Raw genomic sequence first — 25,169 nt, 5'->3', positions numbered from 1 at the left:
CTAATCCAGACCGTAATATTAGCCATGTTGAATTTAAGGGTTAAGCGTATAAAATTACACCAAAAAATCAAGAACAGTCCACGATCATGGCCGCGCGGGGAGAGGCGCGGTGCTACCCAACCACCAAATCCGAGGAACCCAAGTCTAATGAAGAACGACATCACTCGACAGGTGAAGGCCAAGCGCAGTGGAAGCGAAGGTCTGATCCCTGTAGATAAGCATAGTTGTCCGTATCGCGGAGAAGCGTCGTGCGTGAGCCCGAGTGGAGGCAGCTACTGCGGCGGTTATGGCGGAGATATGCCCGTTAGAGGCACCCAACTGCATACCGTCCGCTGCCTGGAAGAAAATAACGCCGATTTTGTGTTGTACAACTGGATGAAGCTGCCCCGTCGCCCGGTTTACCCTATCAGGCAGCGGTAACGCGTCCAAGGCGGGGGCCGGCCAAGCCAGCATCGGCGTGGTAACGGCACCGAGGCCGCTCTGCAAAACCAAAGGCGGTAACCCCGGAGTAACCCGGGGTTACCGCCTTTGGTCATTTTGCGCTCACTGCTCCACTCTAACCCGGATCATCTGGTCGTTTTGCCATTCGCCAACGATTTTGCGATCGCCCTCGTAAAGCGTTCCCTGACCGTTCTTGCGGCCGTTACGCCATTCACCTTCGTAGCGGTTGCCGTTGCTGTAGTAGTACGTACCCTGCCCGTTGGGTTGGTCGTTGGCGAAGTCGCCGACATACTTGTCGCCACTCGCGTAGTAGTAGGCGCCTTGGCCATTCTTGCGGCCGTTGCGCCACTCGCCTTCGTAGCGGTTGCCGCTGCGGTAGTAATACGTGCCTTGGCCGTTGATCGAGCTGTTGCGCCATTCCCCGACATATTTTTCGCCCCGGTCGGCGTAGACGTAGGTGCCTTGACCATGCAGCTTGGCGCCGCGGAACTGGCCGGTGTACTCGCTGCCGTTCGGATAACGGTAGGCGCCTTGACCGCTCTCGCAGTTGCCACTCAGGCAACCGGAGGATGCCGGGGTTACCGCCGCCGTCCGGGTGTCCTGAGCGCTGGAGCGCGGCGCTTCCGGTTCCGGTTCCGGTTTTGGCTCCGGCGGCTGAGCGGCGACGGCCACCTCCAGCGTTTTGGGGAGGATGGCCGACAAGGTGCTTTCATCGCCGGCGGCGAGTTCGACCCGGCCGTTCCAGTCGGTATGGCCTTCCTGTCTGACCCGCACCCGATAGACGCCGGGCGGCAGGTCCAGCGCCAGCGGTGTCGTGCCGACTTTGCGGTTGTTGATCCAGACCTCGGCGCTATCCACATCGGCGCGCACGAACAGTTGGGCCGGCACGGTTTGCGGTTTGAGGGTTTTTCGACTGGCGTCGTCGAGCATGCCTTGCGGGGAGACCGTGACATGCAGGCTGACGTTGTCGTCAGTTTCGGTTTTGGCTAATCGGGTGTGGCTGTCCCCGGCAATGATCTGGGTTCTGGATTCCGCCGCCGTCGGAGCGGGTTCGGAGGGTCGCGGCACCGAAACCAGATTGATCGGCGGTGGCGAGATCGGTGCCGGCTGGGTGGGTTTGGGTTCCGGCTGTCGGGGTGGCGGCGGGCTGAGCGGTTCGGCGGGTGCTTGGGCGCGGGCCAGTTGTTCGCGCAAGCCGGGCAGGCGGGCATAGTTCGGGTTGAGCGACTCCAGCCGCTCGAACAGGCTCTTGGCCCGGCCGAGGTCGTTGCCCTGGATGGCGGAGGTGACCAGATCGAGATAACGATCGGCGATGCTGTCGAGTCCGGCCAGTGCCCTGGCATTGCCGCGATCCAGCTTGAGCACTTCGGCATAGCAGTCGGCGGCATTGCCGCCCCGGCCCACCGTCAGCCGGTTGGCCCGCAGGTGCGCGTCGCATTCCCCGAGCAGGGCGGTGACCCGGGTGGCGGTATCGTCGACCGGCGCCGGCGCTGGCGGTGCGGGCGGCGGAGTCTTGGCCGCGCGCAACTGGTCGCGGACTTCGGCGCGCAGCGCCAGCAGGCGCCGGTGGTCGGGAACCTCCCGCAAACCCTGTTCGATTTGCAGCAGACTGCTTTCGTAAGCCCGATTGCGTTGGTCGTCCAGCGCTTGCGCCAGAAATTCCTCGGCTTGCCGTTGATGCTGCTCGGCCCCGGCTTGCCGGTGGGTGGCTTCCTCCTGGTTTTGGAGTTCGGTCTGGCGCGCCAGCACTTCCTGCTTGAGCGCCAGCAGGCCGTTATGCTCGGGCATGGCCCGCAAGCCCTGCTCGATGTGAGCCAGGCTGACATTCAGCGCGCCTTCCTGCCGGGCGCGTTGGGCCTGTTCGAAAAACTGCTCCGCCTGCAATTCCATCCGTTGCCGCCGTTCCTCCCCGGCGCGAATGTCGGTCAGTTGCCGGTTGATTTCCTCACGTAAAGCCAGTAGATCGGGATGCTCGGGCGCCAGTTGCAAGCCTTGCCCGATGCGGGCCAGGGCATCTTCCAGGGCGCCTTCCTGTCGTTGCCGGCGGGCCTCGGACAGCAGTTGCTCGGCCTGTTCGCGCCGCTGCGCGGCGCTGTCGACGGCGGGTGTCTCGGGCGATGAAACCGGCCCGGCCAACGGCGGCACGGTCGGCGCGGGTCGATGCAGGTACAGGTAACCGCCACCGGCCGCGCCGGCTAGCGCCACGGCGGCGGCCAGGGCGCCGGTTTTCCAGCCGAATCGGCGCTTGGCGCGCGGGGGGGAACTGACGGTGGGCTGGTTGAGGCCGGTGATGCTTAACAGGTCGTCGATGCGCCCCGCTTCCAGGGCGTCCAGCGCGGCGATGAAGTCCTGGCCGCTTTGAAAACGCCGTTCGGGATCCTTGTCCAGCAGTTTGTTCAGCAGGGGTTGATAGGTACTCAAACGCGGCGGCAGTTCGGGGGTTGGCGCCGTCACATGCATCATGGCCAGCGCGAAGCTGTCTTCGGCGGCATAGGGGACGTTGCCGGTGAGCATCTCGTAAAACAGCACGCCGAAGCTGTACAGATCGGCGCGGGTATCCACCCCCTGGCCGCGAATCTGCTCCGGGCTCATGTAGCGCGGCGTACCGATCGACAGGCCGGTGCGGGTCATGATGGTGCTGCTGCCGAGTGTTTTGGCGATACCGAAGTCGGTCAGCACCGAGGTGCCGTTTTCGCGGAACAGGATGTTCTGCGGCTTGATATCCCGGTGGATGATGCCGCGACTATGGGCGTAGTGCAGGGCGCCGACAATGGCGCGGGCGATGATCAGGGTTTCCGACGGCGACAGCCCCTCGCGGATGCGCTGCTGCAAGGTACCGCCCCCGAGGTATTCCATGGACAGGTAATAGGTGCCCTCGTGCGAGGCGATATCGTAGACGGTAACGATGTGCGGGTCGCTGAGTTGGGCGATGATGCGGCCTTCCCGCAGGAAGCGCGCGGCAAATTCCTCATCCGTGGTCAGCACGGGCTTGATGACTTTTAACGCAACATGGCGATGCAGCGACTCCTGCATGGCAAGGTAGACGATCGCCATGCCGCCCTGGCCGAGTTCGCGCTCGATTTGATAGCCTGGAATGTACATGTTTGTCCTGTTTTATTGCCGGCACCGCGGCCCGGCGGCGGGTTTCATAGGTGTTCCATGCCGGCCGTCGCGGTCAGAGGAATTGGTGCGTCGTGGCGATACGCGAGCGACGCGGACATGGTCACGGGCCGACGCGGTATGATATGCCTTTCAATTGTAGGTAATCGCCCGGTTCGCGGCCAAAATTAACCGTTGGCGGTGCCCGGGTCGAAAGACGTCTCAGCAAATTCCGCGCCGTTAAGCCAAGATGGGGGAGCGGCGTGTCGCACCCAAGGATTGTTTCCGCATGTCTGGCAACACGTTTGGCAAGTTGTTCACTGTCACTACCTTCGGTGAGAGCCACGGTCCGGCGCTGGGCGCGATCGTGGATGGGTGCCCGCCCGGTCTGGAGCTGGCCGAGGCCGATTTACAGCACGATCTGGACCGGCGCCGGCCCGGTCGGAGCCGGCATACCACCCAGCGCCGCGAACCGGACCAGGTGCGCATCCTGTCCGGCGTGTTCGAGGGGCGGACCACCGGCACGCCGATCGGCCTGCTGATCGAGAATATGGACCAGCGTTCGAAGGATTACGGCGAGATCATGGACCGCTTCCGGCCGGGTCATGCCGATTACACGTATCAGCAGAAATATGGCGTCCGGGATTATCGTGGCGGCGGCCGCTCCTCGGCACGGGAAACCGCGTTGCGGGTGGCGGCGGGCGCCGTCGCCCGCAAGTATCTGCGTGGGCGTTACGGGGTGGACATTCGCGGTTATCTGGCTCAGCTTGGCCCGATCCGCCCAGCCAGGCTGGTCTGGGAAGAAGTGGACAACAACCCGTTTTTCTGCCCGGACCCCGACCGGGTGCCCGAACTGGAGCGGTTCATGGATGCGCTGCGCAAGTCCGGCGACTCCATCGGCGCGCGGGTGACGGTGGTGGCCAGCGGCGTGCCGGCGGGTTGGGGCGAGCCGGTGTTCGACCGGCTGGACGCCGATATCGCCCATGCGCTGATGAGCATCAACGCGGTCAAGGGAGTGGAGATCGGCGCCGGTTTCGCCAGCGTGGAGCAGCGCGGCACCGAGCACCGCGACGAACTGACCCCCGAGGGCTTTCTGAGCAACAATGCCGGCGGCGTATTGGGCGGAATTTCCAGCGGGCAGGACATCGTCGCCAGCATCGCCTTGAAACCGACCTCCAGCCTCCGCCTGCCGGGGCGAACCATCGACGTCCGCGGCGAACCGGTGGAAGTGGTGACCCAGGGCCGTCACGATCCCTGCGTCGGCATTCGCGCCACGCCCATCGCCGAGGCGATGCTGGCGCTGGTGCTGATGGACCACGCTTTGCGCCATCGGGGCCAGAATCTGGATGTGCGCACCGACACGCCACTGATCGCCGCCGCCGCCCCGCGCCGCGATCCCGCCGACTGAACGGCCGCGCTGGAATTCCGTGCTCCCGTTTCGGCTGTACCTGCGCCTGTCCGGTTTCTATCTGTTTTATTTCGCCATTCTGGGTGTGTTGCTGCCGTATTGGGGGCTGTATCTGTTGGCGCTGGGTTTCGACCCGGCTCGAATCGGCGAGCTGATGGCGATCCCGCAGGCCACCAAGATGGTGGCGCCCAACCTGTGGGGATGGTTGGCCGACCGCAGCGGTCGGCGGATGTGGGTGGTGCGCGGGGCTTGCCTGGCGGCGTTGCTGACATTTGCCGGGGTCTATCTGGCCGGCGATTCCTATGTCGGGTTGGCGCTGGTGATGCTGCTGTTCAGCTTTTTCTGGAACGCGGCGCTGCCTCAATTCGAGGCGGTCACCCTGAATCATCTGGGCGAGCAGATCCACCGTTACAGCCGGGTTCGGCTCTGGGGATCGGTGGGCTTCATCGGCGCGGCGGTCGGGGTAGGGCTGGTGGTGGAAGACTGGGGGATCGGCGTGGTGCCGATGCTGTTGTGGGGATTGTTTGCCGCATTGTGGTTGAACAGCCTGCTGGTACCGGAACAGGCCACGCCGCTGAGCATTCAGGCGTCGCCGCCGCTCGGGAGCGTATTGCGCCGGCCGGCGGTGATCGCTTTTTTCACCGCCTGTTTTCTCAATCAGGCCGCCCACGGGCCGTACTACGGGTTTTTCTCGCTGTATCTGGAGACGATCGGCTACTCGCGCGAGTGGATCGGCCTGCTGTGGGGTTTGGGCGTGGCGGCGGAGGTCGGGCTGTTTCTAGTGATGCATCGGTTGCTACCGCGTTTCGGGCCGCGCCGCTTGCTGCTGACGGCGCTGGCCCTGGCGGCGCTGCGCTGGGTGCTGATCGGTCATTTTGCCCGCGAGTTGCCGCTGCTGCTGCTCGCGCAGACCTTGCACGCCTTCAGTTTCGGGGTGTTTCACGCGGTGGCTATTCATCTGATCCATCAATTTTTTCCCGGTGCGTTGCAGGGGCGCGGTCAGGCGTTGTACAGCAGCTTGACCTTTGGCGCCGGCAACGCGCTCGGTAGCCTCGCCGCCGGTTATTTGTGGCAGGGGGTGGGACCGGTGGCGATGTACGATCTGGCGACGGTATTGGGTGTGCTGGGCTGGTGGGTGGCGTGGCGGGGGCTACGGTCGTGAGCGATTCAAATTTTCCCCGCCTGCTGGGCGATGAAGGCGGTCTTGGCCGACAGTTCCAGCGAGCAGGTCCACTTATAAGCCAGGTTGAGGCTGTCGGCGCAGGCGTAAACGCCATGGCCACGCACCACGGCGATGGGGTATTCCGCCAGGATTTCGGCGACCAGCCGCGGCGCGCTGGCCACGTATTGATCGTAGGGAATGGTCAGCACCGGTACCCGGTTGAAGTACAGCTGCCCCTCGAAATCGGCCGGCAGGAACTCTTCATTATCCATGGTCATTGCCACGGAATAGGGGCCATGACTGTGCAGCACGGCGCGGGTTTTGGAGTTGGACTGATAGACCGCCAAATGCAGGTGGGCGTCCATCGAGGCACCTTGGCCGATCACGCCGTCCAGGTGGCATTCGACCAGGTCGCCGCTGCTGAGGGTATCGGCGCAGCAGCCGGTGGGGGTGATCCAGAACGTCGCTCCGTTCCGCACCGAGGCGTTGCCGCTGTGGGAGTCGTTGAGGCCGTACTGGCGCAGCCAGTGGTAGTGTCGAACGAGATCGTCTTTGAGGTTCATGGCGGCGGATTATACATGAATCAGGTCGGGGTACGCCGGGCCGAGGCGGGCATCCGCGCCGGCTCGACCCGTTCCACGCCGGTTTCCAGGCGGCCGTCCGGGTGGAGTTCGAACCAGCGGTAACCGGGTGGCCGTTCGTCGACTTGCGGTTCGGCGGTGCCGGGCTTGAACTGCACGCAGGTCGCGGGGGTGGCCAGCAGGTGAATATCGCCGCGCCGGGCGCTGAATTCGGCGTGGATGTGTCCCCACACCACCGCCCGAACCCGTGGATACCGGTCCAGCACCGCGAACAATGCTTCGCCGTTGCTGACCGTCATGGTGTCGAGCCAGGGGGTGTCGGTCGAGACCGGATTGTGGTGCAGGCAGACCATGGCGTGCAGGTCGGGATGCATGGCCAGCGCGGTGTCCAATAGCTCCAGTTCGCGGGGGGGCAGATGGCCGCCGGGAGTGCCGGGGAAGCTGGAATCCAATAGTATGAACTGCCAGTCGCCAACGACGACATGCCGTTGCCACCGAACCAGGCCATCGCGCAGGCGCTGACCCAGGGCCGCGGGGAAATCATGGTTGCCCGGCAGGCAATAGACCGGTGCGCCCAGCGATTCCAGTGCCTGGCGCACCCGCGCGTAGGCGTCCGGCTCGTCGCCGACCAGATCGCCGGTGGCGAGGATGAAATCCACCACGGGATGCCGCTCCCGGATGCGCGCCAGCACCGCGCCCAGACCGGCATCCACGTCCACGCCCCAGACCCGGCTGCCGGGTTGGGTTTTCAGGTGCAGATCGGTGACTTGCAGGACTCGCAACGGGGCGGCGGCGATGGGCATGGAGGCGTCCTCGGGGATGACAGGCCGAGCAGTTTACAGGGTTTTGATGAAGACTTTGGAGCGCCGCTGCCAGTTGTACAAGGTTTGTTTTTGCACCGGCAGGTTGGCCACCTCGGCGGGTTCGAAACCGCGCTCGCGAAACCAGTGCGCGGCGCGAGTGGTCAGCACGAACAGCCGTTGCAACTGTTGCTCGCGGGCGCGGCGTTCGATGTGACGCAGCAGGGCGTCGGCGCGGCCGCTGTTGCGGTAGCTCGGATGCACGGCGACGCAGGCCAGTTCACCCACGCCTTCCTCGGGGAGCGGATAGAGCGCGGCGCAGCCGATGATGGTGCCGTCGCGTTCCAGCAGGACGAAGCGTTCGATTTCCATCTCCAGCCGTTCGCGCGAACGCCGCACCAGGGTGCCGTCCTCCTCCAACGGTTGGATCAGTTCCAGGACGCCGCCCACATCGTCGATGGCGGCGGGTCGCAGCCCTTCGTAAATATCGCTGGCGATCAGGGTACCCACCCCGTCGCGGGTGAACAGTTCCAGCAGCAACGCGCCGTCGATCCGGCGGCTGAGCAGATGAATCCGGCGCACCCCGGCCTGGCCGGCGCGCAGCGCCTGGCGCAGATGACGGGCGGAGTCTTCGGGCAGGGTGGGGTGTTCGGCCAGCAGCCGGTTGGCGTCGCCGAGGCTGAGCTGGCGGACCGGCCGGTCGGCGGGGTCGCGTAGTTCCGGCCCCTCGCTCAGCACCAACAGCTTGTCGGCGCGCAAGGCCATGGCGGCGGCGGTGGCCACGTCCTCGGCGCGCAGGTTGAAAATTTCCCCGGTCGGCGAATAGCCCAGCGGCGACAGCAATACGATGGCGTCCTGTTCCAGCCACAGGCGGATGGCGCGGTCATCGATGCGCCGCACTTCGCCGGTGAAACCGTGGTCCACCCCGTCGCGCACCCCCAGCGGACGGGCGGTGATCAGGTTGCCCGATACCACCCGCAGCCGGGCGCCGTGCATCGGCGAGTTGGCCAGCCCCATCGATAGTCGTGCTTCGATGCGGATGCGCAGTCGACCGACCGCCTGCTTGACCAGAGCCAGATCCTCGGCCTCGGTCACCCGCAGGCCGTTGACGTAGCGCGGCGCGCGACCGACCTCGCGCAGGCGGGTCTCGATCTGGGTGCGGGCGCCATGCACCAGCACCAGGCGAACGCCCAGGCTGTGCAGCAGGGCGAGGTCATGAATCAGGCTGGAAAAGGAGTCGGCCTCGACCGCTTCGCCGCCGAACAGCACCACGAAGGTCCGGCCGCGATGGGCGTTGATGTAGGGGCCAGCCTGCCGGAACCATTGCACGAACTGGTCCGAGTCCATCGGTCATCTCCACGAGTCTCGAAAAGGCTGGCGATTATGACAGAGCGGCGCCAAGACCTCATCCTCGTGGGCGGCGCTTCAATCCGGCGCGGCGGCATCCAGCGCGCTTTCCGGCACGCATAGCAGACGTTGACCGAACAGAACGTGGTAGTCCGCCGTCGTGTCCGGTTCGCGAAGCACCGCCAATACCGAGCCGGACGTTCCCGGAGGGACCGCCACCGCGCCGCCGATCGCCAGTGCCAATTTGGTGGTGACCGGGTCGCCACGTTCGAAGCGGTTGGGAATCCAGGGAGCGTCCGCCGGGATCAGTTCGGTTTCCCGGCAGCCGACGATGCGGTTGCCGGCTTCCAGGAAATGCACGCTGTAGATAATCTGATCCTGCAGGAACACGCCGATGTGGCGGACGAAACCCACGCTACCGCGCCGTACCAGCACCGTGCCGGTGGCGCAGCCCGGATAGGTGCCGTCGTTGCGGAGGTTGCGGATGACGCGGACCTCGTCATCGCAGGCAAAGCGCGGTTCCAGGATCACGGCCGGCGACCGATGTCCGACAACGGAATCCGCGTCTCGCGTGCCGCGGCCTGCCGTTGGAATACTTGAAAAACCTTTTCGGTCAGAGGATCGGAGTCCACGAAATCCTGATAGGCCCGTTGCAGACATTGGGTGTAAGCAGCCCGGTCGTGAGCCTCTCCTTTCTGCAAATAATCGTGGAAGCGTTGCAGGATGTGCAGGCGGCTCACCTCCACCACGTTGGGGTCGAAGTCGATCCCGAAGTAGAGCAGAAAATCCTCGGCCGAGCTCATCTCGCGCAGATCCTGTTGCAAAGTGGTCGTGATCATGATTGCACCTCGGTGTGGGTGGAGCGTTGCGGAAGGTTGGCGGGCAGGGGTGGGGGTGGATCGTCGATGCCAAGGTCGCGGTGAAATGCCTCCAGTTCGAGGGTCTCCGGCAAGCGCTTGTGCTGACCGACGAAGGCACGGACGCACTGGAGCACGGCGCTGGCCTGGCGTGGGTTCAGCGCGATGCCGAGATCGCGGTAGACCTGCAACACCGCGCGGGTGCCGGAATGCTTGCCGAGCACCAGGCGATGGCTACGTCCCAGTTCCGCCGGGTCCACGCCTTGATAGTTGAGCGGATGCTTGAGCAGGCCATCCACATGGATGCCGGCTTCATGAGTGAACGCGCCTTCGCCGACCAGGCTCTTGTGCCAGGACAGCGGGCGGTTGGCGGCGGCGGCGACCCGTTGCGACAGCGCCGGGAAGCGCGACAGATCCATGTCCACCTGGAAGCCGTACAGCTTGCGCAGGCCGAGCACCACCTCTTCCAAAGCGGCGTTGCCGGCCCGTTCGCCCAGACCGTTGACCGTGGTGTTGGCGTGGGTGGCGCCGCCCAGCGCGGCGGCCAGGGTGTTGGCGGTGGCCAGCCCCAGATCGTCGTGGGCGTGCATTTCCAGTTCGAGATCGACCACCGTTCGCAAGCGCTGGAAAATCGCCAGCGTGCCGAACGGCTCCATGATGCCCAGCGTGTCGGCGAAGCGGAACCGCCGCGCGCCGGCTTCCTGGGCGGTCTCGGCGGCACGCAGCAGAAAATCGTGGTCGGCCCGCGAGGCATCCTCGCCGCCGACGATGACTTCCAGCCCCAGCTCGCGCGCCTGCGGGACCAGGCGGCGGATCGCATCCAGCGCCTGTTCGCGCCGCCAGCCCAGCTTGTGCCGCAGTTGCTGGTCGGACAGCGGCACCGACAGATCGATGGCCCACACGCCCAGATCGGGGCATTGTCGCAGATCGGCCTCGCACATCCGGCTCCACACCAGCAACCGGGCGTTCAGGCCCAGCATGACCAGATCGCGGATACTGTCGCATTCCTCCGCGCCCATCGCCGGGATGCCGATTTCCAGCTCCGGTACCCCGAGTGCCGCCAGTTCGCTGGCGATCGCCCGTTTTTCGTCTTGAGAAAAGGCCACACCCGCCGACTGTTCGCCGTCGCGCAGGGTGGTGTCATCGATGATGAGGGTGCGGGTGACTGCGTTCATGGTCAGGCTCGCCGGAGGGTATGCCGCTGGAAGGCAGACAATCTTCGTGCCAACCTATGAACACTGATAAAACAGCGACTTGATCAGTTAATTCCGGCCACTGCGGGGGGTTTCGCACAGACTGAACAGCCTGCTTGTCGGGAAGCCGACAAGGGAAAAGCGGCCATCACCCCAGCCGCCGCCACTCAAACCCGGTCAGATTGCGTTCGGCGCGGCTGAACTCCATGCCGATCAAGGTCACCGGTTGGCCGGCGTATTTCTGATGGTAGCCGCGCGCCTGAATCTGTTCCGGCGCCCGGCCCGGCTCGCTCAGTTCGACTCCCTTGAATTCCAGCGGCCCGGCCCGGCCGGCCCAGAGGATCGTCAAATCAATCCGTCCGTGGTTGCTCATATCGTTTCCCGATAGATTTTGTTCTTTTCGGAGGCCAATAACCACCCTGTTCGTCATACCCGCGAAAGCGGGTATCCCGTTTTTCAGCGGCGGCCTGGATTCCCGCATTCGCGGGAATGACGAAAACCTATTCAGAATTAGTATCACATCCTCGGGAATCACCGTGAGCCCCAAGGCGGCGAAATAGCAGTACACGAGGGAGGCTCAGCAGCCTTCGTAATCGGCGATGGCGTTGCGGCAGTGCCAGTCGTGGGGGATGGCGGCGAAGAAAGCGTGGAATGCTTGGCGCAATTGCTCTGGGTCATCCGCTTCCAGGGCGGCGAAAATCCGGTCCTGGGTGTGTTCCTTGCGCCGCATGTCCGGCGTCAGCGCATTCAGCAAGGCGTCGCTCAGGCTCATCCGCACTTCCTGGTTGGGGTAGCCCAGTCGATATTTAATCCGTCCACCTTGATGGATCTTGTCGCGGATCGTCAGGTAGCCGGTTTGGAACAACCAGGTCTCGGGTTCGATGCACCCGACATCAAAGCTGCTGAGGAGAGTTTCCCCGGCTTCCAGCCTATCGAGCGAGGCCAGGTTGTAATATCGTTTCCCGATAGGTTTTGTTCTTTTCGGAGGCCAATAACCACCCTGTTCGTCATACCCGCGAAAGCGGGTATCCCGTTTTTCAGCGGCGGCCTGGATTCCCGCATTCGCGGGAATGACGAAAACCTATTCAGAATTGGTATAACGTCGGGTCTTGAGCAGGTTGATCAGGAAGGTGGGGGTGCCGGTCTCGAACCAGTAGCTGCGAAATTCGCGGTTGCGCAGATACAGCAGCACGTCGAAGGGGTTGTAGACCGGCTCGCCGAGAAAGTTGTAACCGTTGTACCACTGCCGCACTTCCGGTATGTCCACCCCGTCCAGCCACTCGGCGAAGGTGGTTTCCAGTTCGCCCTGGGTATACCGCAGATCGTGGCGAATCGCTCGTCCAGGGTGAGATCTTCCAGATTATTGAGCCCAGAAAACAGCGACACCTTGGAGAATTTGCTGACCCCGGTCAGCAGCACGAAGCGCAACTGGGCATCCTGGGTTTTGAGGACGGAGTAGAGGTTGCGAACCCCTCGCGCAGTGCCAACGCCTGTTCCGGGAGATGCAAATGATCCAGGATCGGCTTGTCGTATTCGTCCACCAGCACCACCACCCGCTCGCCGGTCGCGGCGTGGAGCTTGAGGATCAGTTCCTCCAGCCGGTCGCTGGCTTCGGCCTGTTCCAAGCGAAGATCCGCCGCTTCCGCTTGAATATCCAGCATCCGCCGGGTGCGCTGGTCCAGCCGCTGGCGGGAGTCCAGTATCCCCTTGCCGAAATCGAGGACGATTACCGGGGAACGGCGGCTCCAGTCCCAATGGTTTTCCAGGTGCAGCCCGGTGAACCACTCGCGCTGGCCGGCGAAAGCCGCCGCCAGGGTGCTGACCAGCAGGCTCTTGCCGAAGCGGCGGGGGCGGGACAGGAAGTAGTACTTGCCTTCGTCGGCCATGCGGGCGACCAGTGGAGTCTTATCGACGTAGCAGTAGCCTTCCTCGCGGATTTCCCGGAAGGTCTGGATGCCGATGGGGAGTTTGTTCATGCGGTTTTACCCTTTGGCTTGAACGGCAAGGGCGGGGAGGGTGGCCTCTGCCGTCGATGCCGGCGGGCGGCGAGAGCGAGTCGGTTGCTTCAATGCGCCCCGAGATAATGCCAGGCCCGGACCTTGAACAGACAATAAACGGCATCGCCTTCCGTCAATTGTAAATCCCGCATGGCTTTAAGTGTAATTTCGGCCAGAATCGGCACGCCCACGTCCACCTCCGCCAGTACGCGGTCGGCGATTTGTCGCAAGCCGAGGATGCGGCCTGGCACCTGGTTCTGGATGGTGATGTCGGGCACGGGATGAAGGGCGACGTCGGCGGCGCGTAGCGCGATCCAGGTTTCGGCGCCTGGCGGCAGGGTCGAGAGCGGTAGATGCAGTTCGTGATGATCGTGGCAAACCGTGATGCGGCCAGCCTCCGGCTCGTGCCGCAACACGGTCGCCCGCAACACGTTTTCCAGACCCAGCGAACGCGCCAAGTGCAGCGTCCGGTCCTGCCGGATCACGTCCGCAAACGCGCCTTGTCCCAGGATTTGACCGTGTTCCATCACCGCCAGATGCGAGGTCAGGTACAGAATCTCGTTGATGGCGTGACTGAGGTACAGCATCGGCAGGCGCAGTTCATCTCGCACCCGGCGCAGGAACGGCAGGATCTGCTGCTTGCGGCCTTCGTCCAGCGCCGCCAGCGGTGTTTGTCCAGCAGCAGCAGCAGCAGGCGCGGCGAGGCCAGCAGAGTGCGGCCCAGCGCCACCCGCTGCCGCTCGCCACCGGACAGGTGGCGCGGCCGGCGCTGGAGCAGATGGCCGATGTCCAGCAGGTCGAGAATTTGCGTCAGGGCAAAGCGGCGGTCCCCCGGTGACAGCAAGTTGAAGCCGTACAACAGGTTGTGTTCGACCGAGAGATGGGGGAACAACTGGCTGTCCTGAAACACCAGCCCGACCCGGCGGCGGTGCGGCGGTCGGTCGATGCGCCGGCGAGCGTCGAACAGCGTATCGCCGTTCGGGGACATCGCTCGAAGCCTGTATCCGAACGGCATTTTGATCAAGGGCGAGAACTTGGTGGAAGCGCTGGAATTGACCCGCCAAGCGCTGGCCGAGCAGCCCGACCGGCCCTTGTTCGAGGCCACCTTTCAGCGCGACGGCGTGCTGGTCCGCGCCGATCTGCTGCTGCCGGAAGCCGGCGGCTACCGCTTGCGCGAGGTCAAGGCCAGCACCCGGATCAAGGACGAGCATCGGGAGGATTGCGCGATTCAAGCCTGGGTGATCGGCGCCACGCTTTCCCTGACCGGGGTCGAACTGGCGCACGTCGATGCCACCTTCGTCTATCTCGGCAGTGGCGACTATCGGGGCTTGTTGAAACCGAACCTGCTGGATACCGACATGGCGGGTCTCCTGCCCGCCGTGCCTCAATGGGTCGCCGACGCGCGCGCCACCCTGGCCGGAGCGGAACCCACCATCGTCCCCGGCCCACAGTGCCACAGTCCTTATACCGTTTCCCGGTAGGTTTTCGCTTTCATGGCTCTTGCTATTCCGTCATACCCGCGAAAGCAGGTATGACGAATGGCGCTGTTTTTGACCTGAAAATACAAAACCTATCGGTAAACGGTATTACAACTGTCCGTTCCAGTCCCATTGCGGCCCCGGCCAACCCTCGCCACCCGACTATCCGCTTGGTTGCCTGCCCCGGCTTTCCGGTCAGCGCTTGCAAGGTTTGGTGGATCGGGGCATCGCGGACGTGCGCGACATCCCGGCCGACACTCCGCTGACGCCCAGGCAGGCTCGGGTTGCGCGAGTGATTCAGTCGGGGGCGGTCGAGCGCGATCCGGCGGCGGCGGTGCTCCTGAAGCGCTTGACGTATCCACGCTATTACCTGGACTTCGAATCGATGCAGGTGGCGGTGCCACCGTGGGTCGGAACGCGACCCTATCAATAACTGGTGGTGCAATGGTCCTGTCACGTCGAAACCGCACCCGGCCAACTGGCGCACCATGCCTTTTTGGCCAAGGGCGGGGATGACCCGCGCCGCGCCTTTGCCGAGACCCTGCTTGATACGGTGGGCGATGCCGGGGCGGTATTCGTGTACAACCGGGGATTCGAGGTCGGGCGGCTCCGGGAACTCGCCCAGACCTATCCCGACCTTGTGCCGATCCTTACCGCCCTGATCGCGCGGGTGGTCGATCTCAAGCCCCTGACCGAACGGTACTACTGCCACCCCGCGATGAAAGGAGGCGGGTCGCTCAAGGCGGTGCTACCGACGATAGCACCCGATTTGGATTACGGTGAACTCGCCATTGGTGATGGCAACGCGGCCAGCGGTGCTTGGCGGGAGCTGTATCACCCCGAGACTCCCATCGAGCGGTGCGCCGAGCTGCGGGTGGCCTTGGCCGAATATTGTTGTCGGGATACGCTGGCGCTGGTGCGGCTGGCGGGGTTTTTGGCGGAGACCCCGCCGTAGCATCGGTGAGTTGGAGGAAACCGCCAAGGGTCGTGGCGGTCGCGATGGTTGTGACCGGCAGGGGGCGACGCCCAGCGTCGCTTGGCGGGTAGATCGTTCGCGAAGGCCGCTAACCGAACGGGCCGGTGACTGGGTAAAGACCCACCCAGCGCTATCGGGTGGGGTCCGAGTTTCCTCGAATAAAATGTGCCCTTGAGAAAAATCGCCCCTCCGGCAACGCAGGATTCGGCATGATGTTGACGCTCGCCTATACCCTGCACCGAGGCCAAGTCTGCCGTCGGCAGCAGGACTGCATCCTGATCGACGGCGCCATTTATCAGGTTCCCGTATTACCGATCACCGCGTTGTCCCTGGCGTCGGACGAGGCGCTGCTGGCGGTCGCCGACGGGGTGGCGAGCAGTGGCGGCGATTCCCGGATCGCGCCGCAACAGGCCAGCCGGATCGTGCTGGAGGAACTCGCCAAGGCGGTTCGAGATCACCCGGAATGGCTACAGGACGGCTTCGTCGCCCACCGGCATGTGCGACAGGCGCAGGCTCGACGGGCCGAGAAACTGGCCGATCATCCGAAAACTTTCGGCGCGGCGACCACCCTCGCGGTCGCGCATGTTCGGGGCCAACAGGCGGCTATACTGAACGTGGGTGACTCGCGGGTGTATCAGGTGAACCGGGAAGGACGATGGCGGCGGCTGAGCAAGGATCACACGGTCTTGCAGGGCATGATCGACCGGGGTGAAGCGTCGCCGGAAACGGAATATGCCAGCCTGTATGGGGCGCTGGCTCATGTGTTGTGCGCCGACCCCGAGGAAAACGATTTCGCCATTCATCGGGTCGTGGTCGCGCTGGAAGCGGGCGATAGGCTGGTACTGTGCAGCGATGGCATCCATGACGAGATCGGGGAAGAAAAGCTGTGGGATTTGTTCGATCCACTGCTGGAGGTGGCGGCCCAAACCCAGGTTTGGCGGGACGCAGTTTGGGTGCATGGGGCGAAGGATAATCTGGCGCTGGTGGTGGCGAGGGTGGCTCTATGAATGGCGGCCCGTCGTCGATGCGGCGAGAAGACGCAGTCCGACAAATAGCTTTCGCTTTGGTTTTAATTCCTGCGAGGCTATGCAGCCCATAAAAACTCTTGAAGGACCACGGTGCAATTGGTAAACCTCAACGATGCCAGGTGAGTTGTGGGTGATTGGTTTGTTGCGTGGTTAGTAACCAAATATGGTTACTGTGCAATCTAACCTACATAAGTAGGTGCTTAGGAAATAATCTTGAATTTTCGACTTGGTGATGATGCGACGTTACCTTCTGGCGTTCCGAGCAGCCGGCTTCGTGGGCTGCTCGGCTTCTGCTTATAACGGTTCTAACACTTCCTTGTAGGCCATTCCCGCTTAATTTTGCCGTCGATTAGCAGGTTGACATATTCGGTTGCGCTGACGATTTTCACCTCAACAAACGGCTTCGCGAATTGCACCGCAGTACGTCCGGCTTCCGGATACGTTTCGGCGGTGCCGATTCGTCGCCACTTAAAGCTAGTATGTCGGGTATCACGGATTAAAATGTTATATTTCATAATCTTAATTATCAACTTAGACGGGTTAAGTGTAGCGACCTGCAATGATTAGAGAGGTGGCCCCGGAAAATAGGACGCCTGCTTAAGTGGAGTTTCTGTTCCAATGACCGGCCCTTCACGGGGCTGACACCGGAGAACAGAGATGAAAAGAATGAGAAGAAACCACTTGGCGGTCTTCAAGGCCAAGGTGGCCTTGGCGGCGCTCAAGGGCGACAAGACCCTGGCGGCGTTGGCGGAACCATTTGAAGTCCATGTTAACCAGATTACCCAATGGAAGAGCCAGCTCCAGGAACGGGCCAGCGCTGTGTTCGCCACGGCGGCGGAGCGGAGCGAAGGTACCGGGTCGGACGTGAAGGAACTCCACGCCAAGATTGGCTGGTTGGCGATGGAGAATTCAAGTTTTACAATGAACGGCACCCACATTCCTCGCTTGACGGTAAAACCCCCGATAGCGTGTACTTTAAGCTGCTGCCTACCCAACAAGCAGCCTAAACCGCAGAAACCCACTTCAACCTGGCAAAATTTTGTCCAGTAAACCGGGACCACCGCTTTGAGCATGAAGGCCGGGCGAAACCGCTCCGGCTTTTTAGCGAACAACAACAATCCCGCCAGAGTCAGCGCGCCATCGCGAGCCAGTCCCATATTCCGTAACGACTGCTCCAAGGACTGATCGGTCTCCTCCAACGGTTCCCGATAGCGGTTTTCAAAGTACTCCTCCAGTGCTCGATGATCGATATCCGCGACCGTGGTCCCCGAAACCGGGACTTCGTCGGCATAAATCAGTCCGGCTTGCTGAAACAGCCGCTGCATTTCCTCACGGGCAGTCATATGCCGCTTGTCGGCGCCGTTCTTGACCCAAATCCGCCCCTGATTATCGGTGTAGGGCTGATTCAGACCGTCTGGGGTCTGGATCACCATGAGCAGACCCTCCGCCGTCTGGATATTGAGCGAAATCGGATGGATGGGTGGACGCACCGACTGGGATGCCACATTGGAGAGCAATTGATTCCAGCGACCGATGTCGGCGGCGGTCAACCCCAGCACTGCACCGGCATCGTTCGCGCCCACGATCAACAGGCCGCCGCCGGAGTTGGAGAACGCCACCCATTCGGCGGCCAGTGAATCCATGTTGCCGATGTTTTCCTTGAACTGATGTCGGCTGTCCTCGCCACGGGCGAGAATCGCCAAAAGTTTGGTTTCGTTCATGCGCGGGCCTCTTGCTTTCCGCGATCCGCTGGCGATTGAATGGAAAACTGGCTGAATTCGCCATAACCAAATCATGACAGATCCAGATCGAACGCACCCTCCGGTGGCGGATTTGGCCTCGCATACAGCCGATTCATCCAATACGCCTGATTCGCCATCTCCTCCCGCAAGCGAGCCGGCTCCAGCACCTCCACCTTGGAACCGAACGACAGCAGCCACCAGCGCAATTGCGCGGTGTCGTTGACGGTGGCGGTCAGCCGGACATGGTCGTCGCCCTCATCCTCCATCACCTGATCGGCGGCCAGCCGGGTTTCCAGCAGATGCAGCCCGGCCCGTTTCCAGAACCGGGCCACCAGTCGCAACGGTTCGCCGCTACCCCCCATGCCCTGACTGCGCTCCACTTCCCGATCCGGGTCGAACTCCGCCGGCCGGCTCGCTTTCCGGTCCAGCATCGTGGCGGAGAGCATCCGATGCACCGCCAACTGCCGCACATCGGTATGTTCGTCGATGGTGCAGAGCAAGTAAAAGGCCGGCCCACGTTGCAGATAAACCAGGGGATGAATCGTCCAGTGGGCCGGTTCATCCCGCCAGAGCTGCTGGTAGTCGATTTGACACTGCCGGTTCTCGAACAAGGCCGTCAATACGGTATCGCGTACCTGCTTCTGGTGGCAACGCCAATCCTCCCGCGCCGCCGCCGACACCAGCGCGACCGGCGGCTCCGGCGGCAGCAGCGGCTGGACCGGCGGCACCACCCGCACCTTCGTCTCCCATTTTTTGACCGGCGCCCAGAACGACATCTGGTCGAGTTCGCCGCGCGCGGTCTCGAAATAGGGCCGCAGCGCCCGGTAAGACTCCTGAGGCAGCAGCGGCTTCAAAAACAGCTCCAGCAGCCGAAACGCCAGCACCTCCTGATCGGACAGGCGGGGCAGGGTGATGACTTTCTTGCGCTCGGGCCAGCGCCACTGCAAGGGCTTGGCGCCGGGATGCACGACTTCCAGAAAACCGGCCTCGCCCAGCAGCGCCAGGGCGCGTTGCACCGAACGCTCATCCATTTCCTCACCGATACTCTGCAAGCGCGTGAAGATCCTCTGGGCGGTCAGCGGCTCGCGGCCCTTGAACATCGCCAGAATGCCCAGGCGGCGACTGAAGGTGGTGATGGCGTCTTCTTTCATAGGGCTCGTCGTGTTCAGGGAAGGCGGCGGCGGATCGGGCACCGCTCGGCGGTGCCCGACGAGGTGATTATCCAGACTTACTGGAGAAATTTCCTGCCCGACGAGAAGGCGACCGGTTCGGCGGATCGGGTGCCTCATACGGCTGGAACCGACGCCGATCAAAATGATAGACGAGGAAATCGCCGGTCTCCCACAGCAGGCCCAACAGCAGATTGAGCGGCTCCCGATAGTAAGGCGATCCGGCTTCGTCTTCGTGATCGAGCCGGGGCGGATCGAGCACGTCGACCACCATGGCCGGTTGACCGTAAGCCGGAAACCGGCGATTTTTCAGGCCTGGTTTCCACATCGCCAGCATTCCGGGACGCAAGGCGTTTTCCCGGCCATTGCTCAGGCGCTGGTGCAAGGTGCGCAAGCGGTCGGCGGTGTCTTCGGTGGGCCTCGACGAGTAACTCGTGATCGCTATCGTCGAGATCAAGGTGATCCAGCAGGGCCTTCACTTGGGGTCCAGGGTCGATTTGCGGGGCATGGCGATAGCCTTCGGGTGAGCGAGTGGGGGGCTCGGGGTGGCTCGGGGGGCTCGGGCGGCGTCGAGTCAGGCATTAAGACTACCGCACCCGTGCGACGAGTTGCGTCGGATGAGGGCATTCGACCCGCATCCGCATCATCTGCATGTCGCCGCAACCCATCCGACGCATCCTGTCGGATGCTCATCATATGCTTGGCGCTGTTCCCTGATCTCCCTGGAGCCTCGCATGACCCTCCCCCGTTATCTGCACGTCAGCCCCATCGCCACGCTCACCGCGCTGGACGACGACGACACCGCCGCCTATCGGGCCTTGCTGGGCCGCTGGCTCATCGACCTCGCCCTGCTGCTCCAGGGGGCGCGAACCGGACACCGTCGTCACCGCTTTCATCATTCCGGGCATTGGGACAACGACGAGTTCCTCGCCCTGACCGGCCTGACCGCACTCGATGTCGCCGGGTCGGACGAGGCGGACGAGGCGGACGAGGACGAAGACGAAGACGAGGAGCAGCGCCGGCGGTCGCCGGATCGGTTCGTCCAGCGCCTCCAGCAGCGGCGCGCGGAACTGGCGCGGATTCCCGTGGACCCGGACCTGCCGCTGGTGCGCAACATCGGCTGGCTCGCCGAATTGCTGGGCCTGACGCTGGCCGATCAAGCCGTGCTGTGCTTTAGCACGCTACTGCACGGGGATCTCGCCTTCCATCAGGCCATCGCGGCACAGTCGTGCGCCATGCCGACCCGGCTGCTGCATAAGCTACTGGCGCGCTTGACCGGCTTGCCGCAAGAGGAGATCCGCGCGGCGTTGAGTCCCACCGCCTTGTTGTCCAGCACCGGCCTGATCGAGGTCGCGCCGGCCTGCGTCGATCTGGAAGACAAGATCAGCATTCGGCGGGACCTGCCGAATCGCCTGTTTAGCATCCACACCGACGCCGAGGGCTTGATGGCCTGCTTCCTCAAGCGCTCGCCCCGGCGCACCCTGAGCCTGGCCAATTTTCCGCATCTCGCCAGGGACACGGCGGCGGCGTCCGGCTTGTTGCGGGCGGCGTTGCAACACAAAATCCCCGGCACCAACCTGTTGCTGTACGGCCCGCCCGGCGTGGGCAAGACCGAATACGCCGCCGTGCTGGCCGAAGCGGTGGGCGCGGCACTGTACGAAGTCGATTACGCCGACGAGGATGGCGACCCCATCCGGGGCGAGCAGCGGCTGCGGGCCTTCAACCTCGGTCAGCGGCTGCTGGCCCGGCGCGATCGCGCCCTGCTGCTGTTCGACGAGGTGGAAGACGTGTTCGAGCGCGACCCCTTCGACCGGCTGTTCGGCGGGCGGGGCGACGGCGCCACCGCCGGCAAGGCGTGGATGAATCGCACCCTGGAACACAACCCGGCGCCGGCGCTGTGGCTCACCAATGACGCCGATTCGATGAACCGGGCCTATCTGCGGCGCTTCGATTATTCGATCCGCTTCTCGACCCCGCCGCCGTCGGTGCGGATCGAGATCGCCCGCCACCATCTCGGTGATTGGGCGGGGGCGGACGACTGGCTGGCGCGGATCGCCGCCCACGAACAGTTGACCCCGGCGCAACTGGAACGGGCCGCCAAGCTGGCTCGCCACGCCGGCAATGGCGACCTGGAGACGAACCGGGCGCTGGTGCGGCAAGCGCTGGACGGTTCGGTCACGCTGCTCCGGCAGCAACGCGCGCCGGCCCGCCCCCGCGTGCCGACCGGCTACGATCTGCGTTTTCTCAACGTCGATCAGGATATCCCGAAGCTGATCGCCGCCCTCCAGCGCCGCCCGCACGGGGTGTTCTGCTTCCACGGGCCGGCCGGCACCGGCAAGTCGGAGCTGGCCCGCCATCTCGCCGACCGGTTGGAAAAACCGCTGTTGGTCAAGCGCGCCTCCGACCTGCTCGGCATGTATGTCGGCCAGACGGAACAGGGGATCGCCGCGATGTTCGACGAGGCCCGCCAGCACGACGCGGTGTTGGTATTGGACGAGGCCGATTCCTTCCTGCGCGACCGGCGCGGTGCCCACCAGTCCTGGGAAGTGACCCAGGTCAACGAGCTGCTGACCCAGATGGAGGCGTTCGAGGGGATCTTCATCGCCACCACCAATCGCATGGAGACGCTGGACCCGGCCAGCCGGCGCCGCTTCCCGTGGAAGATCCGCTTCGATCCCCTCAAGCCCAATCAACGCTGGGGCCTGTTCGCGCAGGAGTTCGTCCGGCTGGGCGGCGAGCTGGCCGAGGCGGAGGATTATGAGGCCGAAGTGCGGCGGCTGGAGCGGCTCACGCCTGGTGATTTTGCCGCCGTGGTCCGCCAGTACGAGTTGTGGGACGAAACCCCCAGCGCCGGGGCGTTCCACGACCGGCTGGCCGTCGAGGTGGCGGCCCAGCGGGAGGCGGTGCTTGCAACGCCGACCGTCGTGCCCCATCGGCGCGGGAAAGCGTCGGTGTACCAGTGAGGCGGGAAGGATAAAGCAGGCGCTCCGGCCGGCATGTGACCGGCTGGAGCGCCAAAACCGCCCAACCACCACCGGCTGTCGCTGACGGTGTAGCGGAATCGATACCGGCCCGCGACCGGTTCTGGGAGCGGGCACCCACCGCTGCTTCCAGTGCCGCGCCGGTGGCGGAACTACTGGAACTCACTCTGGCGTCCGGCGCGCGACGGCCGCTCGACCGCCAACGCTATCCCAAACCCGACCGCCGGCTGGATGACGCGCTCCACATCCTGAGCACGGTCCTGCGGGCGGTCGCCCATGATCCCGAGGTACATTCCGATGACCCTGATTGAGACGATGACAGTTCTGGACGAAGCACCGATTCGACGCGAAGACGACGAGGCCGGATTCGGCAGCCTGAACACGACGCGGGGCGGCCTGCCGCTGCGGCGGTTGACAGTGGACGGGCGCATCACCGGGCTGCTGTACCGGCTGGTGGTGGCGCAAACTTTCGTCAACGCTCATACCGAGCCGCTGGAAGCGACCTACATTTTTCCGCTGCCGGCGCGGGCCGGTGTGACCCGGTTCCGCCTGCGTGTGGGCGAGCGGATCGTCGAAGGCGCGCTCAAGGAGCGCGGCGCGGCACGGGACGAGTACGACCAAGCCCTCCGTCAGGGCCACCGCGCCGCCATCGCCGAGCAAGAGCGGCCCGAAGTGTTCACGATCCGCGCCGGCAACATCCCGCCGGGCGAGGCGGTCGGGGTGGAACTGGAATTGGCCGGCCCACTGGCCTTCGCCGACGGCGAAGCCACCTTCCATTTCCCGCTGGTGGTCGCGCCGCGCTACATCCCCGGCATCGCGCTGGACGGCGCCGGTGTGGGATCGGGCGTCGCGCCGGATACCGACGCCGTCCCCGATGCCAGCCGCATCAGCCCGCCGGTGCTGCTGCCCGGACAACCCAATCCGGTCTATTTGAGCTTCCGCTTGGAACTGGACCCGGCCGGTCTGCCGCTGCGCGATCTGCGCGCCAGCCTGCACGACCTGCGGCTCAGCCAGACGAGGGAGGATTTGCACATCATCGAACTCACGCCGGGCACGGAGCGGCTGGATCGGGATGTGATTCTGCGCTTCCGGGTCGGGGAAACCAACGAGACGGGCGACCCGGCCGCGAGTCTGGCCAGCGGCCTGAGCGTCTATCGGGACACCGTCGCCAACGAAACCATCGCCCTGCTCACCCTGGCGCCGCCGGCCATCCTCCCGGTCACCCTCCGCCCGCGCGATGTGGTGGTGCTGCTCGATCGCTCCGGTTCGATGGACGGTTGGAAGATGGTGGCGGCACGACGGGCGGCGGCACGGCTGATCGACACCCTAACCGACCGGGACCGCTTCGGCCTGATCCTGTTCGACCACCAGATCGAGGAACCCGTGCCTCGCGCCGGCCAACTGCTCCCCGCCAGCGACCGCGCCCGTTTCCGGGCCGTGGAATGCCTGGCGCGGGTCGAGGCGCGCGGCGGCACCGAGATCGCCGCCGCGTTGCGCCGGGCGCTCCAATACTTTCCCACGCCGACCGCGCCCGACCGGGAGCGAATTGTGCTGTTCGTGACCGACGGTCAGGTCGGCAACGAAGATTCACTATTACGCCAAGTCCAGCGGCACGCCAAGGGTTGCCGGATCGTCTCCGTCGGCATCGATCAGGCGGTGAACGCCTCGCTGTTGGAGCGGCTGGCCGGCTACGGCGGCGGCTGGTTCGAACGGGTCGAATCGGAAGATCGGCTGGACGCCGTGCTGCGCGCGATGCATCGCCGGCTGGGCGCGCCGCTACTCACCGACCTGCGGTTGACCCCGGCGCTGGCGGAGGCCACGCCCGAAGTCGCCGACCTGTTTCCCGGCGTGCCGCTGCGGCTGGCCGGGCGCTGGCGGGGTGACCCACCGGCCCAAGTCACCGTCAGCGGCCGCACCGCCGACGGGCATGCGTTCCAGCAGACCCTGGTGCCGGTGATCACTTCGGACCGCGCGGTGCGGACCTGCTGGGCACGGGCGCGGGTGCTCGACCTGGAACAGCACTTCGCCGCTGGCCAACAGCACCCTGCACGGCTGGCGGAGGACATCACCGCGTTTTCGCTCCAATACGGCGTATTGTGCCGTTTCACCGCCTTCGTGGCCGTGGATCATGGCGAAACGCTCCATCCCGGCGGGAAGCTTCACTCGGTCGTCCAGGCGGTGGAATCGCCCGCGGGATGGGACATGCCGATGATGGCGGGTGCGGCGCCACCAGCAATGAGGGGCTGGGCGATCAGCAACCATTTGGAGAGGGCGTCAACCCAGCACCGGGCGGAAGAAACCGAAAGCGAGCATTGGGATCGAAGTGGTGGTTCTGAGCGGCGATTCCGGGAATCCGCCGAGTATCCGGCGCCCGCTTCGAGAACCCCACCCCCGGCTCTACATTTTTTCGAGCGCTTTCAAAAACGCGCAACGGCGCGGCCATCGAAGCCAATGTCTCCTCCGCCAACCTGGTTCATCCGGTTGGAAAGCGGCTTGAACGCGCCGACCCCTGATCCGGCGGAAGGGCTGGCCGCATTGCGCGATGCGCTCCTGGAACTGGAGGCACTCGGCGAACCCGCCGCCAAACTGGTCGAACAGGGCCGACTACTCGAACGGATGCTGGTGGATGGCCGGATGGAACTGACCGTGGTGAAAAAGCGGCTGATTGCCTGGTTGCGGCGGGTACGGGCGGTTCTTGGGCACCCCCCTAAACCCAGCCGACGTTGGTTCTGGTGGAAATGAGACCGTTTCTCAACGGATTTGGAGCCCCTGATGCCCCTTTTTGCTGAATGGTGCCGACGGTGGATCACTGGTCTCGGATCGGGCGCGATCGCTGGTCGGAGCGAGGGGTTCAACGGGGTGCTGGGGGTGCGCGAAAAACGGGTACTGTCTGTTCGAATGACCGTTTCC

21 protein-coding genes and 3 pseudogenes are annotated in these 25,169 nt (G+C 64.2%); 10 read left to right on the top strand and 14 right to left on the bottom strand.

Annotated elements, in window-relative coordinates; all coding sequences use genetic code 11:
- Positions 1–147: 147 nt before the first annotated feature.
- Complete coding sequence (locus tag IPM89_08225) at positions 148–420, top strand: hypothetical protein (protein ID QQS52927.1); 273 nt, start codon at positions 148–150, stop codon at positions 418–420.
- 123 nt (positions 421–543) lie between these two features.
- Here the strand turns inward: IPM89_08225 and IPM89_08220 are convergent, their stop codons facing one another.
- Positions 544–3,543, bottom strand: coding sequence for a protein kinase (locus IPM89_08220; protein QQS52926.1), 3,000 nt, complete (start codon positions 3,541–3,543; stop codon positions 544–546).
- Positions 3,544–3,829: 286 nt separating this feature from the next.
- Between IPM89_08220 and aroC the strand changes: the two genes are divergently transcribed.
- Positions 3,830–4,948 carry a chorismate synthase gene (aroC, locus tag IPM89_08215; GenBank protein QQS52925.1) on the top strand — a complete coding sequence of 373 codons (1,119 nt, stop codon included), beginning with the start codon at positions 3,830–3,832 and terminating at the stop codon, positions 4,946–4,948.
- A 19-nt stretch (positions 4,949–4,967) separates the two neighbouring features.
- Complete coding sequence (locus IPM89_08210; GenBank protein QQS52924.1) at positions 4,968–6,110, top strand: MFS transporter; 1,143 nt, start codon at positions 4,968–4,970, stop codon at positions 6,108–6,110.
- Between the two features lie 5 nt (positions 6,111–6,115).
- Here IPM89_08210 and IPM89_08205 read toward each other — a convergent pair whose 3' ends face one another.
- The 10 genes and pseudogenes from IPM89_08205 to IPM89_08160 form a co-directional block, all read right to left on the bottom strand.
- Positions 6,116–6,673, bottom strand: coding sequence for a class II aldolase/adducin family protein (locus tag IPM89_08205; GenBank protein ID QQS52923.1), 558 nt, complete (start codon positions 6,671–6,673; stop codon positions 6,116–6,118).
- Positions 6,674–6,693: 20 nt separating this feature from the next.
- Complete coding sequence (cpdA, locus tag IPM89_08200) at positions 6,694–7,494, bottom strand: 3',5'-cyclic-AMP phosphodiesterase (GenBank protein ID QQS52922.1); 801 nt, start codon at positions 7,492–7,494, stop codon at positions 6,694–6,696.
- Between the two features lie 33 nt (positions 7,495–7,527).
- Positions 7,528–8,838 (bottom strand): amino-acid N-acetyltransferase, encoded by a 1,311-nt coding sequence (gene argA / locus IPM89_08195; GenBank protein QQS52921.1) that lies wholly within the window; start codon positions 8,836–8,838, stop codon positions 7,528–7,530.
- Between the two features lie 78 nt (positions 8,839–8,916).
- Positions 8,917–9,363 (bottom strand): nitrogen fixation protein NifZ, encoded by a 447-nt coding sequence (locus tag IPM89_08190; GenBank protein ID QQS55843.1) that lies wholly within the window; start codon positions 9,361–9,363, stop codon positions 8,917–8,919.
- Positions 9,364–9,365: 2 nt separating this feature from the next.
- A complete protein-coding gene (locus IPM89_08185; GenBank protein QQS52920.1) occupies positions 9,366–9,677 on the bottom strand; it encodes a nitrogenase-stabilizing/protective protein NifW in 312 nt (103 codons plus the stop codon).
- Positions 9,674–10,870, bottom strand: a complete 1,197-nt coding sequence (nifV, locus tag IPM89_08180; protein ID QQS52919.1) for a homocitrate synthase — start codon at positions 10,868–10,870, stop codon at positions 9,674–9,676. The genes IPM89_08185 and nifV overlap by 4 nt, the downstream gene beginning before the upstream one ends.
- A 166-nt stretch (positions 10,871–11,036) precedes the next feature.
- The gene (locus IPM89_08175; GenBank protein QQS52918.1) at positions 11,037–11,369 is read right to left on the bottom strand and encodes a PD-(D/E)XK nuclease domain-containing protein; all 333 of its coding nucleotides are present in this window, start codon (positions 11,367–11,369) and stop codon (positions 11,037–11,039) included.
- Between the two features lie 96 nt (positions 11,370–11,465).
- The gene (locus tag IPM89_08170) at positions 11,466–11,753 is read right to left on the bottom strand and encodes a hypothetical protein (GenBank protein ID QQS52917.1); all 288 of its coding nucleotides are present in this window, start codon (positions 11,751–11,753) and stop codon (positions 11,466–11,468) included.
- 216 nt (positions 11,754–11,969) lie between these two features.
- Positions 11,970–12,864, bottom strand: a pseudogene (locus IPM89_08165) (AAA family ATPase).
- A gap of 533 nt (positions 12,865–13,397) precedes the next feature.
- Positions 13,398–13,900: pseudogene (locus IPM89_08160) on the bottom strand (ATP-binding cassette domain-containing protein).
- Positions 13,901–13,922: 22 nt separating this feature from the next.
- Here IPM89_08160 and IPM89_08155 point away from each other — a divergent pair.
- The 4 genes from IPM89_08155 (at position 13,923) to IPM89_08140 (ending at position 16,346) form a co-directional block, all read left to right on the top strand.
- Entirely contained in the window at positions 13,923–14,366 is a 444-nt protein-coding gene (locus IPM89_08155; protein ID QQS52916.1) for a hypothetical protein, read from the top strand.
- Positions 14,367–14,565: 199 nt separating this feature from the next.
- A complete protein-coding gene (locus IPM89_08150) occupies positions 14,566–14,796 on the top strand; it encodes a hypothetical protein (protein ID QQS52915.1) in 231 nt (76 codons plus the stop codon).
- A gap of 6 nt (positions 14,797–14,802) precedes the next feature.
- Positions 14,803–15,318 (top strand): DUF2779 domain-containing protein, encoded by a 516-nt coding sequence (locus IPM89_08145; GenBank protein ID QQS52914.1) that lies wholly within the window; start codon positions 14,803–14,805, stop codon positions 15,316–15,318.
- A gap of 230 nt (positions 15,319–15,548) precedes the next feature.
- Entirely contained in the window at positions 15,549–16,346 is a 798-nt protein-coding gene (locus IPM89_08140) for a protein phosphatase 2C domain-containing protein (protein QQS52913.1), read from the top strand.
- 1,082 nt (positions 16,347–17,428) lie between these two features.
- Here the strand turns inward: IPM89_08140 and IPM89_08135 are convergent.
- The 3 genes and pseudogenes from IPM89_08135 to IPM89_08125 form a co-directional block, all read right to left on the bottom strand.
- Positions 17,429–18,088, bottom strand: a pseudogene (locus tag IPM89_08135) (ATP-binding protein).
- Between the two features lie 71 nt (positions 18,089–18,159).
- Positions 18,160–19,260 carry a WYL domain-containing protein gene (locus IPM89_08130; protein QQS52912.1) on the bottom strand — a complete coding sequence of 367 codons (1,101 nt, stop codon included), beginning with the start codon at positions 19,258–19,260 and terminating at the stop codon, positions 18,160–18,162.
- Between the two features lie 67 nt (positions 19,261–19,327).
- Positions 19,328–19,735: a hypothetical protein gene (locus IPM89_08125; protein QQS52911.1), complete on the bottom strand. Its 408-nt coding sequence runs from the start codon at positions 19,733–19,735 to the stop codon at positions 19,328–19,330.
- A gap of 277 nt (positions 19,736–20,012) precedes the next feature.
- On the opposite strand from IPM89_08125, the gene IPM89_08120 reads away from it, so the two are divergent.
- Genes IPM89_08120 through IPM89_08110 form a run of 3 tightly spaced genes read left to right on the top strand, consistent with a single transcriptional unit; the run spans position 20,013 to position 25,001 of the window.
- Positions 20,013–22,241: an AAA family ATPase gene (locus tag IPM89_08120; GenBank protein QQS52910.1), complete on the top strand. Its 2,229-nt coding sequence runs from the start codon at positions 20,013–20,015 to the stop codon at positions 22,239–22,241.
- A 35-nt stretch (positions 22,242–22,276) separates the two neighbouring features.
- Positions 22,277–22,570, top strand: coding sequence for a hypothetical protein (locus IPM89_08115; protein ID QQS52909.1), 294 nt, complete (start codon positions 22,277–22,279; stop codon positions 22,568–22,570).
- The gene (locus IPM89_08110; protein ID QQS52908.1) at positions 22,557–25,001 is read left to right on the top strand and encodes a VWA domain-containing protein; all 2,445 of its coding nucleotides are present in this window, start codon (positions 22,557–22,559) and stop codon (positions 24,999–25,001) included. The genes IPM89_08115 and IPM89_08110 overlap by 14 nt, the downstream gene beginning before the upstream one ends.
- Positions 25,002–25,169: the final 168 nt, after the last annotated feature.

The organism is Candidatus Competibacteraceae bacterium (assembly GCA_016699715.1).
In the GTDB taxonomy this organism is placed as follows: Bacteria; Pseudomonadota; Gammaproteobacteria; order Competibacterales; family Competibacteraceae; genus Competibacter.
This window is presented reverse-complemented; position numbering and strand designations above follow the sequence as displayed.

Coding starts and splice junctions, on each gene's coding strand:
- IPM89_08225 (QQS52927.1), top strand. CDS start 148: ATGAAGAACGACATCACTCGACAGGTGAAGGCCAAGCGCAGTGGAAGC.
- IPM89_08220 (QQS52926.1), bottom strand. CDS start 3,543: ATGTACATTCCAGGCTATCAAATCGAGCGCGAACTCGGCCAGGGCGGC.
- aroC (QQS52925.1), top strand. CDS start 3,830: ATGTCTGGCAACACGTTTGGCAAGTTGTTCACTGTCACTACCTTCGGT.
- IPM89_08205 (QQS52923.1), bottom strand. CDS start 6,673: ATGAACCTCAAAGACGATCTCGTTCGACACTACCACTGGCTGCGCCAG.
- cpdA (QQS52922.1), bottom strand. CDS start 7,494: ATGCCCATCGCCGCCGCCCCGTTGCGAGTCCTGCAAGTCACCGATCTG.
- argA (QQS52921.1), bottom strand. CDS start 8,838: ATGGACTCGGACCAGTTCGTGCAATGGTTCCGGCAGGCTGGCCCCTAC.
- IPM89_08185 (QQS52920.1), bottom strand. CDS start 9,677: ATGATCACGACCACTTTGCAACAGGATCTGCGCGAGATGAGCTCGGCC.
- nifV (QQS52919.1), bottom strand. CDS start 10,870: ATGAACGCAGTCACCCGCACCCTCATCATCGATGACACCACCCTGCGC.
- IPM89_08175 (QQS52918.1), bottom strand. CDS start 11,369: ATGCGGGAATCCAGGCCGCCGCTGAAAAACGGGATACCCGCTTTCGCG.
- IPM89_08140 (QQS52913.1), top strand. CDS start 15,549: ATGATGTTGACGCTCGCCTATACCCTGCACCGAGGCCAAGTCTGCCGT.
- IPM89_08130 (QQS52912.1), bottom strand. CDS start 19,260: ATGAAAGAAGACGCCATCACCACCTTCAGTCGCCGCCTGGGCATTCTG.
- IPM89_08120 (QQS52910.1), top strand. CDS start 20,013: ATGACCCTCCCCCGTTATCTGCACGTCAGCCCCATCGCCACGCTCACC.
- IPM89_08110 (QQS52908.1), top strand. CDS start 22,557: ATGACCCTGATTGAGACGATGACAGTTCTGGACGAAGCACCGATTCGA.